18 protein-coding genes are annotated in these 17,608 nt (G+C 65.9%); 16 read left to right on the top strand and 2 right to left on the bottom strand.

Going from position 1 to position 17,608, the window contains the following annotated elements:
* The first annotated feature begins 75 nt into the window (after positions 1 to 75).
* The 13 genes from HWN72_RS13115 (at position 76) to HWN72_RS13055 (ending at position 13,324) form a co-directional block, all read left to right on the top strand.
* Positions 76 to 2,226, top strand: a complete 2,151-nt coding sequence (locus HWN72_RS13115; RefSeq protein ID WP_008831598.1) for a M13 family metallopeptidase — start codon at positions 76 to 78, stop codon at positions 2,224 to 2,226.
* A gap of 220 nt (positions 2,227 to 2,446) precedes the next feature.
* A complete protein-coding gene (locus HWN72_RS13110; protein ID WP_008831597.1) occupies positions 2,447 to 3,259 on the top strand; it encodes an undecaprenyl-diphosphate phosphatase in 813 nt (270 codons plus the stop codon).
* 4 nt (positions 3,260 to 3,263) lie between these two features.
* The gene (ppk2, locus tag HWN72_RS13105) at positions 3,264 to 4,052 is read left to right on the top strand and encodes a polyphosphate kinase 2 (RefSeq protein WP_008831596.1); all 789 of its coding nucleotides are present in this window, start codon (positions 3,264 to 3,266) and stop codon (positions 4,050 to 4,052) included.
* 156 nt (positions 4,053 to 4,208) lie between these two features.
* Positions 4,209 to 4,376: a 50S ribosomal protein L33 gene (rpmG, locus tag HWN72_RS13100; RefSeq protein WP_008831595.1), complete on the top strand. Its 168-nt coding sequence runs from the start codon at positions 4,209 to 4,211 to the stop codon at positions 4,374 to 4,376.
* Between the two features lie 42 nt (positions 4,377 to 4,418).
* Positions 4,419 to 5,075: an outer membrane lipoprotein carrier protein LolA gene (locus HWN72_RS13095; RefSeq protein ID WP_037520569.1), complete on the top strand. Its 657-nt coding sequence runs from the start codon at positions 4,419 to 4,421 to the stop codon at positions 5,073 to 5,075.
* A 601-nt stretch (positions 5,076 to 5,676) separates the two neighbouring features.
* A complete protein-coding gene (gene xth, locus HWN72_RS13090; protein ID WP_008829120.1) occupies positions 5,677 to 6,465 on the top strand; it encodes an exodeoxyribonuclease III in 789 nt (262 codons plus the stop codon).
* Positions 6,462 to 7,523, top strand: coding sequence for a GTP cyclohydrolase II (gene ribA / locus HWN72_RS13085; protein WP_037518491.1), 1,062 nt, complete (start codon positions 6,462 to 6,464; stop codon positions 7,521 to 7,523). The genes xth and ribA overlap by 4 nt, the downstream gene beginning before the upstream one ends.
* A gap of 135 nt (positions 7,524 to 7,658) precedes the next feature.
* A complete protein-coding gene (gene mutM / locus HWN72_RS13080; RefSeq protein ID WP_008829122.1) occupies positions 7,659 to 8,471 on the top strand; it encodes a bifunctional DNA-formamidopyrimidine glycosylase/DNA-(apurinic or apyrimidinic site) lyase in 813 nt (270 codons plus the stop codon).
* A gap of 216 nt (positions 8,472 to 8,687) precedes the next feature.
* The gene (rpsT, locus tag HWN72_RS13075) at positions 8,688 to 8,948 is read left to right on the top strand and encodes a 30S ribosomal protein S20 (RefSeq protein ID WP_008829123.1); all 261 of its coding nucleotides are present in this window, start codon (positions 8,688 to 8,690) and stop codon (positions 8,946 to 8,948) included.
* 592 nt (positions 8,949 to 9,540) lie between these two features.
* Positions 9,541 to 10,977, top strand: a complete 1,437-nt coding sequence (gene dnaA / locus HWN72_RS13070; RefSeq protein WP_008829124.1) for a chromosomal replication initiator protein DnaA — start codon at positions 9,541 to 9,543, stop codon at positions 10,975 to 10,977.
* Between the two features lie 229 nt (positions 10,978 to 11,206).
* Positions 11,207 to 12,058, top strand: coding sequence for a GGDEF domain-containing protein (locus HWN72_RS13065; protein ID WP_008829125.1), 852 nt, complete (start codon positions 11,207 to 11,209; stop codon positions 12,056 to 12,058).
* Positions 12,059 to 12,119: 61 nt separating this feature from the next.
* Entirely contained in the window at positions 12,120 to 12,536 is a 417-nt protein-coding gene (locus HWN72_RS13060) for a DUF983 domain-containing protein (RefSeq protein WP_008829126.1), read from the top strand.
* Positions 12,533 to 13,324, top strand: coding sequence for a HesA/MoeB/ThiF family protein (locus tag HWN72_RS13055; RefSeq protein ID WP_008829127.1), 792 nt, complete (start codon positions 12,533 to 12,535; stop codon positions 13,322 to 13,324). Before HWN72_RS13060 ends, HWN72_RS13055 begins: the two co-directional genes overlap by 4 nt.
* A gap of 91 nt (positions 13,325 to 13,415) precedes the next feature.
* On the opposite strand, the gene HWN72_RS13050 is transcribed toward HWN72_RS13055, so the two are convergent.
* Entirely contained in the window at positions 13,416 to 14,117 is a 702-nt protein-coding gene (locus HWN72_RS13050) for an NAD-dependent deacylase (RefSeq protein ID WP_036526351.1), read from the bottom strand.
* A gap of 93 nt (positions 14,118 to 14,210) precedes the next feature.
* On the opposite strand from HWN72_RS13050, the gene dapB reads away from it, so the two are divergent.
* From dapB to HWN72_RS13035, 3 genes are all read left to right on the top strand, one after another.
* Entirely contained in the window at positions 14,211 to 14,939 is a 729-nt protein-coding gene (dapB, locus tag HWN72_RS13045) for a 4-hydroxy-tetrahydrodipicolinate reductase (RefSeq protein WP_008829129.1), read from the top strand.
* Complete coding sequence (nth, locus tag HWN72_RS13040) at positions 14,936 to 15,595, top strand: endonuclease III (protein WP_008829130.1); 660 nt, start codon at positions 14,936 to 14,938, stop codon at positions 15,593 to 15,595. The genes dapB and nth overlap by 4 nt, the downstream gene beginning before the upstream one ends.
* Before the next feature lie 81 nt (positions 15,596 to 15,676).
* On the top strand, positions 15,677 to 16,066 hold the full coding sequence (locus tag HWN72_RS13035) for a hypothetical protein (RefSeq protein ID WP_008829131.1): 390 nt from the start codon (positions 15,677 to 15,679) through the stop codon (positions 16,064 to 16,066).
* Positions 16,067 to 16,186: 120 nt separating this feature from the next.
* On the opposite strand, the gene HWN72_RS13030 is transcribed toward HWN72_RS13035, so the two are convergent.
* Positions 16,187 to 17,506 carry a dicarboxylate/amino acid:cation symporter gene (locus HWN72_RS13030; protein WP_008829132.1) on the bottom strand — a complete coding sequence of 440 codons (1,320 nt, stop codon included), beginning with the start codon at positions 17,504 to 17,506 and terminating at the stop codon, positions 16,187 to 16,189.
* Positions 17,507 to 17,608 lie beyond the last annotated feature (102 nt).

The following is a 17,608-nucleotide window of genomic DNA, read 5'->3' as shown; positions in this document are numbered from 1 at the left end:
ACTAAGTTACGCGCCATCGCCGGTCGTCCTGATCCGGCCGAAATATCCTGTCGCCCCCGTCCGAAAGGTCACGACATGCTTCGTTATGCCGGCAAGGCGCTCCTTGCGAGCGCCGCGCTTTCCGTTCTCGCCTTCTCCGCTCCCGTCTTCGCGCAGGACGCTGCGCCCGCAGCCAAGCCTGCGCTCGCGCCCTCGGCCGACTGGGGCAAGTTCGGCGTCCAGACCCAGTGGATCGACACTGGGGCCAAGCCGGGCGACGACTTCGACGCCTACGTCAACGGCGTGTGGAACAAGACGGCGGTGCTTCCCGCCGACCGCACCCGCTGGGGCTCGTTCATCGAACTGAGCGACCTTTCGGAAAACCGCGTCCATGGCATCCTCGACGATCTGCTTGCCGCCAACCCGGCGCCCGGCAGCGACGCGGCGCGTATCGCGGCGGCCTACAAGGCGTTCATGGACGTCGATGCAATCAACAAGGCGGGCCTCGCCCCGGCGCAGCCCTACCTCGCCGCGATCAAGGCGGCGAAGACCCCCACCGACATCGCCACGCTGTTCGGCAAGCCCGGCTATGCCTCGCCGATCGGCCTCTATGTCGGCGCCGACGACAAACAGAGCGACATCTACGCGCTCAATGCCAATATCTCCGGCATGGGCCTGCCCGACCGCGACTACTACCTGAAGACCGACGCACGCTCGATCGAACTGCGCGACAAGTACAAGGCCTACCTGACGTTCGTGCTCGGCAAGGCGGGCTACGCCGATGCCCCGGCCGCCGCCGCTTCGGTGCTGGCGTTGGAAACGCAGCTCGCCAAGGCCGACTGGGACCGTGCCGCCGCCCGCAACCCGGACCTCACCTACAACAAGGTGCCGCTCGCCGAATTCGAAGCAATGGGCTCGCCCGGCGTCGTCAAGGCGTTCCTGTCGGCCGTGGGCGCGGATAAGGCCAGCTACGTGCTGATCGGCGAGATGCCGCCGACGGCCGAGGAGTTCAAGGCCGCCGGGATCGACCCGACCAAGGCGGGCGACCAGTTCGGCCCCGGCATGCCGGCCGTCGTCAAGCTGATCGAGACCACCCCGATCGCCACCTGGCAGGCCTACCTCGCCGCGCACTTCCTGCGCGACAACGCCTCGGTCCTGCCCGGCGACATCGATACCGCCACCTTCGATTTCTACGGCAAGACCCTGAGCGGCCAGCCCGAGCAGCGCCCCCGCTGGAAGCGCGGCATCGCGGCGGTCGAGGGCATGGCGGGCGAACTCGTCGGCAAGCTCTACGCGGCGAAGTACTTCCCGCCCGCGCAGAAGGCGGCGATGGCCGACCTCGTCGCCAACTTGCGCAAGGCGATGGCCGCCAACCTCAAGGATCTCAAGTGGATGAGCCCGGTCACGCGGGTAAAGGCCGAGGAGAAGCTCGACGCCTTCACCCCCAAGATCGGCCAGCCGGACGTGTTCAAGACCTATGAGGGCCTGACCTTCTCGCCCACCGACCCGTTGGGCAACACCATGGCGGCGGGCAAGTGGCAGACCGCCTTCGACATGAACCGCATCGGCGGTCCGGTCGATCGCACTGAATGGGGCATGCTGCCGGAGACGGTGAACGCCTACTACAACCCAGCGATGAACGAGATCGTGTTCCCGGCGGCGATCCTGCAGCCGCCGTTCTTCAACCTCTCGGCCGACCCGGCGGTCAACTACGGCGGCATCGGCGCGGTCATCGGCCACGAGATGAGCCACGGCTTCGACGACCAGGGCGCCAAGTACGACGGCACCGGCAACTTGCGCGACTGGTGGACGCCGCAGGATCTCGCCGCGTTCCAGAAGCTGCAGGCGGCGCTGGCGGCGCAGTACGATGCCTTCTGCCCGTTCGACGACGGCAAGGATGGCAAGGCCTGCGTCAACGGCAAGCTGACGATGGGCGAGAACATCGGCGATCTCGGCGGCCTCAGTCTCGCCTACCGCGCCTACAAGCTCTCGCTGAACGGCAAGGAAGCGCCGGTGATCGACGGCGTCACCGGCGACCAGCGCTTCTTCATGGGCTGGGCGCAGGTCTGGCGTTCGAAGGTGCGCGAGGCGCAGGCGCGCCAGTTCCTCGTCACCGACCCGCACTCGCCGCCGCAGTACCGGGTCAACGGCATCGTGCGCAACTTCGACGAATGGTACAAGGCGTTCGGCGTGAAGCCGGGCGACAAGCTGTACCTCGCGCCCAAGGACCGCGTGCGGATCTGGTAAGGCGGAAGAAGGCCGACCCCTCCCGCAAGCGGGAGGGGAGCAGGTGAAGTACGCCCTCCCGCTTGCGGGAGGGCAGGGAGGCTTGAGAGCGAAGCGAACTAGCCGGACGGGGTGGGCACCGCCGCGCAGCGCCACCCCAACCCGTCTTCCACCTCACATTTCTGCAATGCAGCACGTCCCCGGTTGACTTGCCCGCCCGGTGCGGCATGACCTCCAGCTTATGGACCTGACCCTAACCGCGATCCTCCTCGGCATTGTCGAGGGCCTCACCGAGTTCCTGCCCGTCTCCTCGACTGGCCATCTCATCCTTGCCACCCGCCTGTTCGGCTATGATTCGAGCCAGTGGGCGACCTTCAACATCGTCATCCAGCTGGGCGCGATCCTGGCCGTGATCGTGCAGTTCTGGCGCACGTTCTGGGCCGTGGGCATGGGGCTGCTCAAGCTCAACCCCACCTCGATCCGCTTCGTGCGCAACGTGCTGCTGGCCTTCATCCCTTCGGCGGTGCTGGGCCTGCTGTTCAACAATTATATCGAGGGCCTGTTGGGCGAGCCCGCGGTGGTCGCCTGGGCGCTCATCATCGGTGGCATCGCGATCCTCGGCATCGAGAAGGTCGCCAAGCCCGGCCCGCTTACCGGCGTTTCGGAACTGCCCGCAGTCAAGTGCATCGGCGTCGGTTTCGCGCAGTGCCTCGCCATGGTGCCGGGCGTCAGCCGCTCGGGCGCGACGATCATGGGCGCGCTGTCGATGGGGATCGAGCGCCGGACGGCGGCCGAGTTCAGCTTCTTCCTCGCCGTGCCCACCATGGTCGGTGCCACGACTCTGGAACTTCTCAAGCACCACAAGGAACTGATGGCGGGCGCGGGGCCAGTGGGCTGGAACGAGATCGCGGTCGGCTTCGTCGTCTCGTTCATCGTCGCGCTGGTGGTGATCAAGGCGTTCATGGCCTTCGTCAGCAAATCCGGCTTCGCACCCTTCGCGTGGTATCGTATCGTCGCCGGCGCACTGGCGCTGTTCCTGCTGTCGAGGATCTGAAGACATGAGCAAAGAGGAGAAACTCGGCCGCAAGGATTACGAGAAGCTCCTCGAGCCGATGGAGGAGGAACTCGTCGGCATGGCGCGCTGGGCGCAGAAGAAGGGCGCGCGCATCGTCATCCTGTTCGAAGGGCGCGATACGGCGGGCAAGGGCGGCGCGATCAAGGCCGTCTCCGGCCAGCTCAACCCCCGCCAGTGCCGCACCGTGGCGCTGGCCGCGCCGAGCGAGCGCGAGCAGGGCCAGTGGTACTTCCAGCGCTACGTCGATCACCTGCCGGCCAAGGGCGAGATCGTCCTGTTCGACCGCTCGTGGTACAACCGCGCCGGGGTCGAGAAGGTGATGGGCTATGCCACCGAGGACGAGGTCGATGCGTTCCTGCGCCACGCGCCCACCTTCGAGAAGATGCTGATCGACGACGATATCCTGCTGTTCAAATACTGGCTCTCCTGCGATCAGGACAAGCAGGAGGAGCGCCTGCACGAGCGGCTGGACGACCCGCTCAAGCGCTGGAAGCTGTCGCCGGTCGATATCGCCGCGCGCGACAAGTACGGCGAATATACCAAGGCGCGCGAGGCGATGCTCAAGGCCACGCATACCGATCATGCGCCGTGGACGCTGGTGGACTTCAACGACCAGCGGCTCGGCCGTCTGACCCTGATTCGCGATCTGCTGGCGCGGCTGCCCGATACGAAAGTGGAAGCGCCCGAACTCGACCTGCCGCCGCTCGATGCCGAACCGAAGCGCGAGAAATTCGGCGTCCTGGAGCCGATAAAGCCGTTTCCGCTCTCCTGAGCATCACGCGAATCGGTGCCGCGCCCTTGACTTTGCGAGGCCAATCCAGCAAGGGGCGCAACCTTGAAGGGCGGCGCCTCGGTGTCGCCCCTTTATAGTTTTTCGTAACGCCGGCCTGCCAGGGCGGCTGCAACTTAGAAAGTACAGGATACCGCCATGGCGAAGCCCGCAACCGTCAAGATCCGTCTTGTCTCGACCGCCGACACCGGCTTTTTCTACGTGACCAAGAAGAATCCGCGGAACACGACCGAGAAGTTCAGCTTCAAGAAGTACGATCCCGTCGTGCGCAAGCACGTCGAGTTCAAGGAAGCCAAGATCAAGTAAGGTTCACGGTCGGTTCAAGGCTGTGGACCCAACGGGAAAGCCATGAACCACGTGACAAAAACCTTTCGATCCTGTGTGAGCGCGGCCGCTTTGGCCGCGCTTTCCGTGTCCGCCGCTCTCGTCCCCGCGCAGGCTGTCGCAGCCGCGCCCGATGACGCGAAACAAGTCGAGCAGGCCGTCGCGGCCTTGCGCGGCATCGGCACGATGAAGGCGGACTTCGTCCAGACCGACCGCTCGGGCCAGACCGTCAGCGGCGTGCTGACGATGAAGAGCCCCGGCAAGATCCGCTTTCAGTACCAGCCGAGCGCCAAGATGCTGATCGTTGGCGACGGCAGGGCGCTGAACTTCATCGACTACGAAGTGCGTCAGGTGCAGCGCTGGCCGATCAAGAACAGCCCGCTCGGCGCGCTGCTCGATCCCAGCCGCGACGTCGCGAAGTTCGGCAAGCTGATCCAGACCGGCAATCCGGGCGTCGTCAGCATCGAGGTGCGCGATCGCTCGCACCCCGAGTACGGCGTGATCACCCTGATCTTCACGCGCAAGGCGTCGGCCCCGGGCGGGCTGGAACTGACCTACTGGGTCTCGCTCGATTCGCAGAACAAGCGCACCACCATCAGCCTGTCCAATCAGCGCTATGGCGTCCCGGTGACCGACAACGACTTCCGCTGGAACGACCCGCGCCCGCGCAATCGTCGTTAAGAGCGTCTGGAAAATGCCTGCAGGGCATTTTCCACTGCGGCACCGGCCCACGCCCCCACCCGGCCTCCCATCAAGTATACTTCCGTGGGAGGCCGGGTAGGGGCGTGGGCCGGTGCCGCAAAATCCGCTTTCGGCGGATTTCAAACCCAACCCCTGATCGTCGATGACGGAAGGCGTTTTATCGCCGAATGTGCGGCTCTAGCGACAAACGGCGACAGTTTTCTTAACTTCGTTCACTTGGCAGTCAGGAGCCACGCCCCATATAGGTCTTGTCAGAACGGTTGTGAGGCGGGTTTCCCCCCTGTTGCCCGCGCCTCCTGAGTGACCGCTCTGATACTAGCGTGACGAACGCTTACAGGAACCCTCGAGCCTCTGCCCCCGGCTCGAGGGTTTTCTGTTTTCTTGGGTCAGGATTGGCCCATGCCGGGCTGCGAACGGCACCGTTCTCGCTCCGGCCTGAGCCAATCCTGACCCAAGAAAAGCACACGCATCCTCCCCGGAACGGGGAGGGGGACCATCCGCAGGATGGTGGAGGGGCACCCTCGGTTTATGCGAGGTCGGGGACTGGCAATTCCCGCAGGCGATGCCTAAAGCCACGCGCATGAAGATCGCCACCTGGAACATCAACTCCGTCCGCCTGCGCATCGACCAGGTCGAACGTTTCCTCACCGAGCAGGCCCCCGACGTGCTGTGCCTGCAGGAGATCAAGGTGGCGGAGCCCCTGTTCCCCCACGAGATGTTCGAGCGCCTCGGCTACACCCACCGCGCCATCCACGGCCAGAAGGGCTATCACGGCGTCGCGACGGTCTCGAAAGTGCCGTTCCGCGACTTCTCGAAGCACGACTGGCAGGACAACGGCGAGGCCCGCCACATCGGCGTCGAACTGCTCGGCCCCGGGCAGGGCATGGTGCTGGAGAACGTCTACATCCCGGCAGGCGGCGACATCGCCGACCGGGAGGTGAATCCCAAGTTCGGCCAGAAGCTCGACTTCCTCGAACGCATGTCCCGCTGGGCCGACAAGATCGACCGTCCGACCCTGATCGTCGGCGACTTCAACATCGCCCCGCTCGAATCGGACGTCTACGATCACAAGGCGCTGCTCAAGGTCGTCAGCCACACACCCATCGAGGTCGAGACGCTGAAGCGCCTGCAGGACGCGGCGGGCTTCGATGATCTCGGCCGCCGCTTCATCCCGGCGCCGGAACGCAACTATTCCTGGTGGTCCTACCGCAGCTACTGGCGCCAGAAGGACCAGGGCCGCCGCCTCGATCACATGTGGGCCTCGCCCGACCTCGCCCCGCAGGCGCGCGGGCACCACTTCGTCGAGGAAACGCGCCGCTGGGACCAGCCGAGCGACCACATCCCGCTCGTCACCGAGTTCGAACTCTGAGCGAGGAGGTCGCCTCGACGCGCCGCGTGGCGCTGGCGCTCGACGCGCTGCGCCATGGCTGGCCGGTGCGGGTGGCCGGCGCGGTGCTGCTTCCCGCCGAGACGGCCTTCGCGCCCGGCGTCACCGCCCCGCGCATGCTGATTTCGGCCGCCCGCGCGGCGACGCTGAAGCTCGCCAACCAGCGCGAGGCCGCCGTGCCCGAAGCGCCGGTCCTGATTCGCGCCGCCGAGCCCTTCGACCTCGACACCGGGCGCGCGGTGGCCGATCCTGCGCTCGACCTCGCCTACCCGATGAAAGGTCCCTTCGCGGCCGAGCATATCGAGGATGGCAATGCGGCGCACACCGCGATGGAACTGGCGCGGCTTGCCGGTATCCTGCCCGCCTTCCTCGTCGCGCCGAATCAGGATGGCGAGGCGCAGGACGTTTCCAGTGCCGACCTCGCCGCGTGGAAAGACACCGCGCACCTCGCGATAGCCTCGCGAGCGAAGCTGCCCGTCGAGGCGGCGGAGAATGCCGAGATCGTCGCCTTCCGCGCGCTCGACGACTTGCGTGAGCACGTCGCGCTCGTCATCGGCACGCAGGACGGCGACCGGCCGCCGCTGGTGCGCCTCCATTCCGAATGCCTGACCGGCGACATTCTCGGCAGCCTCAAGTGCGACTGCGGGCCGCAACTGAACGCGGCGCTGCGGGCAATGTCGGCGGAGGCCGGAGAGGGGGGCTGGGGCGTGCTGCTGTACTTGCGGCAGGAGGGGCGCGGCATCGGCCTCGTCAACAAGCTGCGTGCCTATGCGCTGCAGGATGCGGGCTACGACACGGTGGACGCCAACAACCGTCTCGGTCTGCCGACCGAGGCGCGCGATTTCCCGGTGGCGGCGCGGATGCTGGACCTGCTGGGGGTGCGGGCGATCCGGCTGATGACCAACAACCCGGCCAAGGTCGCGGCGCTGAAAGGCGTCGGTGTCGAGGTAGTCGAGCGGGTGCCGCACCAGTTGCCGCCCAACCCGCACAACGCGCGCTATCTCGAAACCAAGCGCGACCGGACGGGGCATATTCTCTGACCCTTCGACAAGCTCAGGGTGAGCGAGTTTGCGCTATACTCCCAGTCCCGCTCAGGCTGAGCTTGTCGAAGCCCCATCGGCAAAGCGCCGCGTTCACGATTGGCGTCCGGCCTCAAGCACCCTATCTACGGTCCGATGCCTGAACTTCCTGAAGTCGAAACCACCGTGCGCGGCCTCGAGCGCTTCCTCGACGGTGAGCGAATCGCGCGCGTCACGCTCAACCGTGCGGACCTGCGCCGTCCGTTCCCGCCCGATCTGGTGCAGGTACTGACCGGCGCGCGGGTTACCGGTATGGGGCGGCGGGCCAAGTACGGGCTGATCCATACCGACCGCGAACAGACCATGGTGTTCCACCTCGGCATGTCTGGTCGCTGGCGGATCGAGCCGGAGACGCCTGACAAGCACGACCACCTCGTGCTGGAGACGGGCTCCGGTCACGTATTGGCGCTCAACGATGCGCGGCGCTTCGGTTCGGTCGATCTGGCTCCGACCGCGACGCTCGACGCCTGGGGCGCGTTCGCTTCGCTCGGGCCGGAGCCGCTGGGCGAGGGCCTGACTCCGGCGCATCTGCGCGCGGCCTTCGCGGGGCGAATCGCGCCGATCAAGCAGATGCTGCTCGACCAGACCATCGTGGCGGGGCTCGGCAACATCTACGTGTGCGAGGCGCTGTTCCGTGCCGGGATACGGCCGGACAAGGAGGCGGGGCGCGTCAGCCTGCCCGCGCTGGCCCGGCTGGTGCCCGCGATCAAGCAGGTGCTGGGCGAATCGATCGCGGCGGGCGGCTCGACCATCAAGGACTACGCGCAGCCGAACGGCGAACTCGGCTACTTCGCGGCGTCGTGGCAGGTCTATGGGCGTGAGGGCGATCCTTGCGGTTGCGGCGCGCCGGTCCTGCGCTTCGTGCAGGGCGGGCGGAGCACCTTCTGGTGCCGGCGCTGCCAGCGGTAGCGCCGCACCGGAATGTACTATGGCCGCGCGGCGTCTGAGCGTGGCCGCTTGCGGCCACGAACGCCAGAAACAGGCGGTTTCGCGCCGCCGCCTCGGCTTGACGGAACCCCGCCCGAACTGTAAGGGGCGCGCTTTCCGGCGAGTCCGTTCGCCGAATAGATTCGTTAGGCAATTGGGGCCGCTCACCGTGTTGGCCGCCCAGACAGAGGAATATCGATGGCCAATACGCCGCAAGCTCGCAAGCGCATCCGTCGCAACGATCGCCGTGCAGAGATCAACACCAACCGCGTGAGCCGCATCCGCACCTTCCTGAAGAAGGTCGAAGGCGCCCTGGCCGGTGGCGACAAGGACGCGGCTGTTGCCGCCCTCAAGGAAGCGCAGCCCGAGCTGGCTCGCGGCGTTGCACGCGGCGTGCTCCACAAGAACACCGCAGCGCGCAAGATGTCGCGTCTGACGAAGCGCGTCGCCGCTCTCTGATTCGAGCCACCCTCTCCGATTCGAGAGGGTGATTCGCCGACTGGGATAGGTTGCTAGCTACCTGTCTCAGGACGAAACAAGAACGGAGCCGGGGTCGCCTGACCTCGGCTCCGTTCTCGTTTTTGCGGCATCGCAACATGGGGCAAAGCAAAGCCCCGGAAACACTGCGATTCGGAGTGCTGCAATGCGCAACGCGCTGATTTTTAAGCGTATTACAGTTTGGCTACGGATTTTAGGCACTCCCACGTGAGTCAACCTTCATAATTTTTTTTATTTGGGGATCGCCGTCTTGCCTGCGCTGCAAACCGGTTCCTAAAAGGGTCCCCGGCCGTTGCGGAACGGGCCGGGGATACAGCGATTCACAGTGGAACAACCGCCGCGGACAAGCGTTCGCGGTGAGGGGAAGTTTTTACTTTGGATGCGCTGGTCGCTCTGTTTCGCGTCACCGGCGGGATCACGCCAACACACGCGAACAAGGGGGTTCGAAACGATGTCGAATACATCAGCAGGACACCCCTCGGTGAATCCCCCAGTGACCGCGATGGTCGAAGGTACGAACTTGAATAGGAAGTCGAAGGCGGTGCGAGTGGCGATGGAAGAGGATCAGGAAGCCGTAAACCTGGCGGCGGACTGGGCGGACATCAGCCAGGGCCTGCGCAAGGATCTTGGGCATCAGGCTCACAGCCAGTGGATCAAGCCGATCCAGCCGGGCAACTGGTGCAAGGAAACCGGTACGCTCGATCTGTATCTGCCGACGGAGTTCTCGGCGAACTGGGTCAACGACCGCTTTGCCGATCGTCTGTCGCTGGCATGGAAGATCGCGCGGCCCGACGTGCGTCACGTGCGCATCCTCGTGCATCCCGGCCGTCGCCAGCTGCCCGAACTGCGTCTGGGTGGCGGTGGTGGCCGTCCCGCCAGCGCACCGGCCAACGATTCGGCCGCCGGCGTCGCGGACCCGCTGTCGGTTGCGCTTGCAGGCGAATCGTTCGCCTCGCTCGGCCAGGGTCCTGCAGGCATCGACGCTTCGCAGACCTTCACCAGCTTCGTCACCGGCACCTCCAACGTGCTGGCCTGCAACGCCGCGCAGCGCATGGCCGCTACCGAGCAGCCGCAGTTCTCGCCGCTCTACCTCAAGGCCGCTACGGGTCAGGGCAAGACGCACCTTCTGCACGCGATCGGTCACGCCTATCTTGCAGCGCACCCCCATGCGCGAATCTTCTACTGCTCGGCCGAGCGTTTCATGGTCGAGTTCGTGCAGGCGCTGCGCCAGAACCAGATGATCGAATTCAAGTCGCGCCTGCGCGGCTTCGACCTGCTGCTGGTCGACGACATCCAGTTCATCATCGGCAAGGCATCGGCGCAGGAAGAACTGCTCTACACGATCGATGCGCTGCTGCAGGAAGGCAAGCGTCTGGTCTTCGCCGCCGACCGTGCGCCCCAGGCGCTCGACGGCGTCGAGCCGCGCCTGCTCTCGCGCCTGTCGATGGGCCTCGTTGCCGACATCCAGCCCGCCGACATCGAACTGCGCCGCTCGATCCTCGAGAATCGCCTCGGCCGCTTCGCCTCGGTCGAAGTGCCTGCCGACGTCATCGAGTTCCTGGCGCGGACCATCAATCGCAACGTGCGTGAACTGGTCGGCGGCCTCAACAAGCTGATCGCCTATGCGCAGCTGACCGGGCAGGCGGTTTCGCTCCAGCTCGCCGAAGAGCAGCTGACCGACATCCTCTCGGCCAACCGCCGCCGGATCACCATCGACGAGATCCAGCGCACGGTCTGCCAGTTCTACCGCATCGACCGCACCGAGATGAGCAGCAAGCGCCGCGCGCGCGCCGTCGTGCGCCCGCGTCAGGTGGCGATGTACCTCGCCAAGGTGCTGACGCCGCGTTCCTATCCGGAGATCGGCCGCAAGTTCGGTGGCCGCGATCACTCGACGGTGATCCATGCGGTGCGCCTGATCGAGGAATTGCGCACGCGCGATGCCGACATGGACGGCGACGTACGCTCGCTGCTGCGCCAGCTCGAAAGCTGAGGCTTGTCCCGGCGCCATGCCGGGATATGAACGCCTTTGCACGGACTTGTCCGCGCATTTGTCCACAGGGGCCGAGGACGTGTTCCTCGGCCTTTTCGTTTGGGCGCCGTCAAAGGTTAACCGCCCGTTTCATCACGTAATTTAACGTTTGCATAAGATTCGGCTCCGTAAGCGGGAGGCGGCGCAATCGCGTTTCATTCTCAGCTTCAGCAGAAGAGGCATTCCCCCCATGCGCTTCTACCAGGCCACGACTTTCCTGTTCCCCCGCAGTTATGAGCGGCGGCTTCTTTTCGTATGCTTCGGCGCCGTTCACGTGCCTCTGATCGCCTGCATCGTGCTGCAGGCGACGACCGGGCATTGGCAACTCGATACCCTGCTCACGCTCCTCGTCGCCACGTTGGTGGGCACGGGCCTGGGGCTTGCGGCAATTCATGCGCTGCTCGCCCCGATCGCGCAGGCGACGACGATGCTCCAGTCGATCCAGATGGGCGAGCGGATCCCGCTGATCCCGCAAGGCGCGGACGATCTCGTTGGCCGCCTGCTGACCGGGGTGACCACGGCTGCGCATGAAAACGCGGCGCGCATCGAGCGCCTTGTCGATGCGGCCGAGCGTGATCCGCTGACCGGCATCCGCAACCGCCGCGGGTTCCTTGATTCGGCCAAGCAGATACTGCGCGGGCGCTCCAATGCAGTGCTGGCGCTGATCGACATCGATCATTTCAAGCGCATCAACGACGAGTGCGGCCACGATGTCGGCGACCTCGTGCTCAAGGCGCTGGCCCGCCGCATCGAGGACCACGTGCGCCGCAGCGATGTCGCCGCGCGCTGGGGCGGCGAGGAATTCGCCGTGCTCCTGCCCGACACCACGCTCGACGAGGCGCGCCTCGTCATGGAGAGGCTGCGGGCGACGGTCGCGCTCGATACCAATCTGGGCGTCGAGGATCGCGCCGTGACGTTCTCCTGCGGGCTGGCGTCGGTGCGGGACTTCGCGCTGCTGGAAGATGCCACGAAGCATGCGGACGCGGCGCTCTATGCGGCCAAGCACGGCGGGCGCAACCGCGTCCACGTGCTCAGGCCCTGACCCTTTTGCCGCCGGCGCAATCTGCTTCACCGTCCTGCCCGTATGATGTAGGCGCTTGGACATGATTCCCGCCACGTTCTCGCAGGCCCTGCTTCGCGGCCTTCGCAGCCGTTGCCCGCGTTGCGGCGAGGGCAGTCTGTTTTACAAGTGGCTCAAGCCGCGCGAGCGTTGCCCGGTCTGCACCATGGACCTCACGCCGCAACGTGCGGACGACTTTCCGGCATACATCTCCATGATCGTCACCGGCCACCTGATGGCGCCGCTGATCATAGCGCTTTCGGTGGACTACGACCTGGGGCCAATGGCGATGTTCGCGATCCTGGTGCCGCTGGCCATCGCGATGATGATCGGCATGCTCCAGCCCGCCAAGGGCGGCGTCATCGCGGTGCAGTGGTGGTTCGGCATGCACGGGTTCGTGAAGGAGCGGCTTGTGGAAGCGGCCGTGCCTGAAGCGCCCGGAGACGAACAGGCGAAATGACGCTCACCGCCGATCGTCTCGGCCGCTTCGCGCGGCATATCGTCCTGCCCGAAGTCGGCGGGGCCGGACAGGTCGCGCTGAGCGAGGCGCATGTGGTGCTGGTCGGCTGCGGCGGGATTGGCAGTCCTGTCCTGCAGTATCTCGCCGCAGCCGGCATAGGCCGTCTCACGCTGGTCGATGATGACGTGGTCGACGTCAGCAACTTGCAGCGCCAGACGATTTATACGCCATCGGATATCGGCAGGCCCAAGGCGGAAGCGGCGGCCGAATGGGTGCGGCGTTTTGATCTTGGCCTGAAGGTCGATCCCGTCGTTGCGCGGCTGGGGGATGACAACACGCGTGACGTCCTTTCCGGCGCGGACCTCGTACTGGACGGCTGTGACAACTTCGCGACTCGGCTCCTCGTGTCAGATACGTGCGTAAAATTGGGCATTCCGTTGACGACGGCGGCGATCGGGCGGTTCCAGGGGCAGGTCGCGAACTTCGCAGGTCATTTGCCGGGGTACGCCTGCTACCGTTGTTTCGTGGGCGATGCCTTCGACGCGGTGGACTGCGATACCTGCGCCGCCGACGGCGTGCTCGGGGCGATGGTCGGCATGGTCGGCACCTTCGCGTCGATGCACGCGATGCGGGTGCTGCTGGCGGGACACACGGTGCTTGGGGAGCCTCAGTTCGGGACCTTGCATCTGATCGACGGGCTGGCACCGTCGATGCGGCCGCTCAGGATCGCCAAGGATCCGGCATGCCGGGGCTGTAATGCGCATGGGGCTTCGACAAGCTGTGCTTGACCCTTCGACAAGCTCAGGGTGAGCGGAGGTAGTGCAAGTTTCCCAATTCCGCTCAGGCTGAGCCTGTCGAAGCCCCGTGCGGCAGGGCGCCTTACCGTGACAGAACCTCCTCCACCCACGCAGGCACCAGTGCGCTTGCCGGTCCATGCCGCGCCTCGTCGAACCATCCGGTGCCTTGCGAGGGTTCGAGATTGAGTTCCAGCGTCTCGACGCCCAGTTCCCGCGCGTTGCGCACGAAGCCCGCCGCCGGATAGACCGCGCCGGACGTCCCGATCGAGACGAACAGGTCCGCCTCTTCCAGCGCCGCGAATATCTCGTCCATGCGATAGGGCATTTCCCCGAACCATACGATGTCCGGCCGCAGCGCCGCTTCTCCGCATTCGGGGCAGGCGGGGCGGTCGATCAGTGGGCCGGTCCAGCGCGGGCGTTCGTCGCAGGCCATGCACCAGGCGTTCAGGTGCTCGCCGTGCATATGGAGCACGCGTTTCGCTCCGGCGCGTTCGTGCAGGTCGTCCACGTTTTGAGTGACGATCAGCAGGTCGCCTTCCCATTCCGCGTCCAGCTTTGCCAGCGCGCGGTGGGCAGCGTTGGGCTGCTTGGTCTGGATCGCTTCGCGGCGCATGTCGTAGAAGCGCAGGACGAGGTCGGGGTCGCGCGCGAAGGCCTCGGGCGTGGCGACGTCCTCGACGCGGTGCTGCTCCCAGAGACCGCCGCCGTCGCGGAAGGTGTCGATGCCGCTCTCGGCCGAAACGCCCGCGCCGGTGAGAATGACGATGTTGCGGATGCTGCTCATGGCTCACCTTAGCGTGCGCGCGGCGCTTGTCGAACCGGCGCGTTTGCGCCATGCGGCCGTGACAGGACTTTACGCCCGGACGGAGACAGCAGCGTGGCACGAATCGGAATCATCGGCAGCCAGGGGCGCATGGGGCAGGCGATCGCGGCCGCCATTGCCGATGCGGGCGAGGATCTGGCGGGCGGCGTCGACAAGGACGGTGACACCTCGGCCGTCGCAGCCAATGCCGACATCCTGATCGATTTCTCCAGTCCCTCGGCGCTCGAAGGCAACCTCGATGCCGCCATCGCCGCCAAGCTGCCGATCGTCATCGGCACCACCGGGCTGGAGGAGCGCCACCACTGGCTGATCGATTCGGCGGCCGAGCACATTCCCGTCCTGCAGACCGGCAACACCTCGCTCGGCGTCACGCTGCTCGCGCATCTGGTGCGCGAGGCGGCGACGCGGCTGGGAGAGGACTGGGACATAGAGATCGTCGAGACGCATCACCGCATGAAGGTGGACGCTCCCTCCGGCACCGCGCTGCTTCTGGGTGAGGCAGCCGCCGACGGACGCGGCGTCGGGCTGGCGAACAGCGCGGTACGTGGCCGCGACGGCATCACCGGCAAGCGCGAGGCGGGCACCATCGGTTTCGCGGCCCTGCGCGGCGGCACCGTCGCGGGCGACCACACCGTCCATTTTCTTGCCGACAACGAGCGTCTCTCGCTCTCGCACCTCGCCGAGAACCGGGGCATCTTCGCGCGTGGAGCGGTGAAGGCGGCGCAGTGGCTGCTGGCGCAGGGGCCGGGCCGCTACACGATGCCGCAGGTGCTGGGCCTTTGAAGAAGGCGGACGTCTTCGAGTTCTTCCGCCGTCTGGCGGAGGCCAATCCCTCGCCCGAGACGGAGCTGGAATTCGGCAACACCTATCAGTTGCTCGTCGCCGTCACGCTCTCGGCGCAGGCGACCGACGTGGGCGTCAACAAGGCGACGCGTGCGCTGTTCGAGTATGTGAAGACGCCGCAGCAGATGGTGGACCTCGGTGAAGAGGGGCTGAAGGAGCACATCAAGACCATCGGCCTGTTCAACACCAAGGCCAAGAACGTCATCGCCCTTTCGCAGATTCTGGTGGACCGGCACGGCGGCGAGGTTCCGGCGGATCGCGACGCCATGGTCGAGCTGCCCGGCGTCGGCCGCAAGACTGCCAACGTGGTGATGAACTGCGCCTTCGGGGCCGAGACCTTCGCGGTCGATACCCATATCTTCCGCGTCGGCAACCGCACGGGGCTCGCCAAGGGCAAGACGCCGCTGGCGGTGGAGAAGCAGCTCGAGAAGAAGGTGCCGCAGCCATTCCGGGTCGGCGCGCATCACTGGCTGATCCTTCACGGCCGCTACATCTGCAAGGCGCGCACGCCCGAGTGCTGGCGATGCCCTGAGGTGGACTTGTGCGCCTTCAAGGACAAGGTGCTCGACCGGGGTGCGAGGAAGGCTGCGGCCTGAGGCCTACGTCCTCTTGACGAAGGCGGCATTCGGGGAGCCAATGGGGCTTGCCGGACGTTCGCCCAGCGAGAGGATGAGCCGATGAGAACTCCCGTTGCCCTGCTGCTTGCCACCGTTGCCCTCGCCGCCTGTTCGCAGGAAGGTCCGGGTGAGACGCTGCCTCCCGAACCTGCCGCAGAGGCGACTGGGGCCGCCGTCGATTGCCTGTCGGTGACGCGTTTCAATACCACCCGCATTCGCGACGATCACACGATCGACTTCATCGGCGGTGCGGGCGGGCAAGTCTGGCGGGTGACGCTGCCCAACCGGTGCAGCGGGCTAAAGTCGGCGGGCACGTTTACGTATGAGACGTCGCTCTCGCAGCTGTGCCGACAGGACATCATCTATCCGCTGCAACAGATCGGCAACCAGTGGCAGCGCATGGGCGGCTGCGGCATGGGACCGTTCGTGCCGGTGAAGCTGGCGAAGTAGCGGGGCTTTTCGATCAGCGGATGACCGAGGGGGCTTCGACAAGCTCAGCCTGAGCGGGATTTAAAGACCTGCTCTCAAAACCGCTCAGGCTGAGCCTGTCGAAGCCCCCTCGGCCTATCCTTACCCCTCGTACTGCTCGGGATCGATGTTGAGCCCGCGCCGCCCGTCGGCGACGGTGTGCGAGGGTGAGTGCAGCACTTCCGCATCGGGGTCCATCAGCGGCTGCAGCATGCCTTCCGAGCGGGTGATCACCGCCGTCGCCACTGCGTTGCCCACCACGTTGGTGGCCGAGCGGCCCATGTCGAGGAAAGTGTCCACGCCCAGCAGCAGCGCGATGCCTTCGACCGGCAGGCCGAACTGCGTCAGCGTCGCGGCGATCACCACGAGGCTGGCGCGCGGCACGCCGGCGATGCCCTTGGAACTGACCATCAGCGTCAGCAGCATCAGGATCTGCGTCATAATCGGCACATGGATGCCGTAAGCCTGGGCGATGAACATCGACGCGAAGGTCATGTAGATCATCGAGCCGTCGAGGTTGAAGCTGTAGCCCAGCGGCAGGATGAAGCCCGAGATGCGGCGCGGCACGCCGAAGCGGTCGAGCTGCTCGAACAACTTGGGCAGGCTCGCTTCTGAGGAGGCAGTCGAGAACGAGAGCAGCAGCGGCTCGCGGATATAGCGGAACAGCGTGACCACGCGCTTGCCCAGGAACAGGCCGCCCGCGCAGAACAGCAGCACCCACAGGAGAGCCATCGCAAGGTAGAACTCGCTGACCAGCACACCGTAGGTCACGATGATGCCGAGGCCCTGCGTGCCGATGACGGCGGCGATCGCGCCGAACACCGCGAAGGGCGCAAAGCGCATGACGTAGCCGGTGATCTGCAGCATCAGTTCGGACAGCGCTTCGGTGGCGCGCACGATCGGCGCGCCGCGCTCCCCGATGGCGGTGAGGCCGACGCCGACGAAGACCGAGAAGACCAGGATCTGCAGGATGTTGTTCTCGGCCATCGCCGCCAATGGGCTGGCCGGGAAGATCTCGAGGATGAAGTGGCGCAGCGTCAGCTCGCCCATCTCGAGGTCCCCCACGTCGGCGCTGCTTTCGAGGCCGACACCGACGCCGGGCTGGAACAGGTTGACGAGGATCAGGCCGAGGCTGAGCGAGACGAGGCTGGCGGTGATGAACCAGCCCAGCGCCTTGCCGCCGATGCGGCCGAGCGCGGCGCTGTCGCCCATGCCCGCGATGCCGGTCACGATCGTCGCGAAGACCAGCGGCGCGAGGATCATCTTGATCAGCTTGAGGAACACGTCGGGCAGCAGCCGGAAATAATCGGCCCACTGCTTGAGGTGCGGATCGTCCGCCGGAAGGCTCGCGTGGAGCATGTAGCCCGCGGCGATGCCGAGGACCATGCCGATGAGAATGTAGAGCGTCAGGCGCCTGCCCATTGCGAACCCCTTGTTAATGGTGGCGTCGTGAAAGCGCCGGAGCCTATCAGTGTGGCCGGTGCGGTCAATGACGGGGGCGAGGTTTCACCCGGTTGCAAGACG

The organism is Novosphingobium sp. HR1a (assembly GCF_015594425.1).
GTDB lineage: Bacteria > Pseudomonadota > Alphaproteobacteria > Sphingomonadales > Sphingomonadaceae > Novosphingobium > Novosphingobium resinovorum_A.
This window is presented reverse-complemented; position numbering and strand designations above follow the sequence as displayed.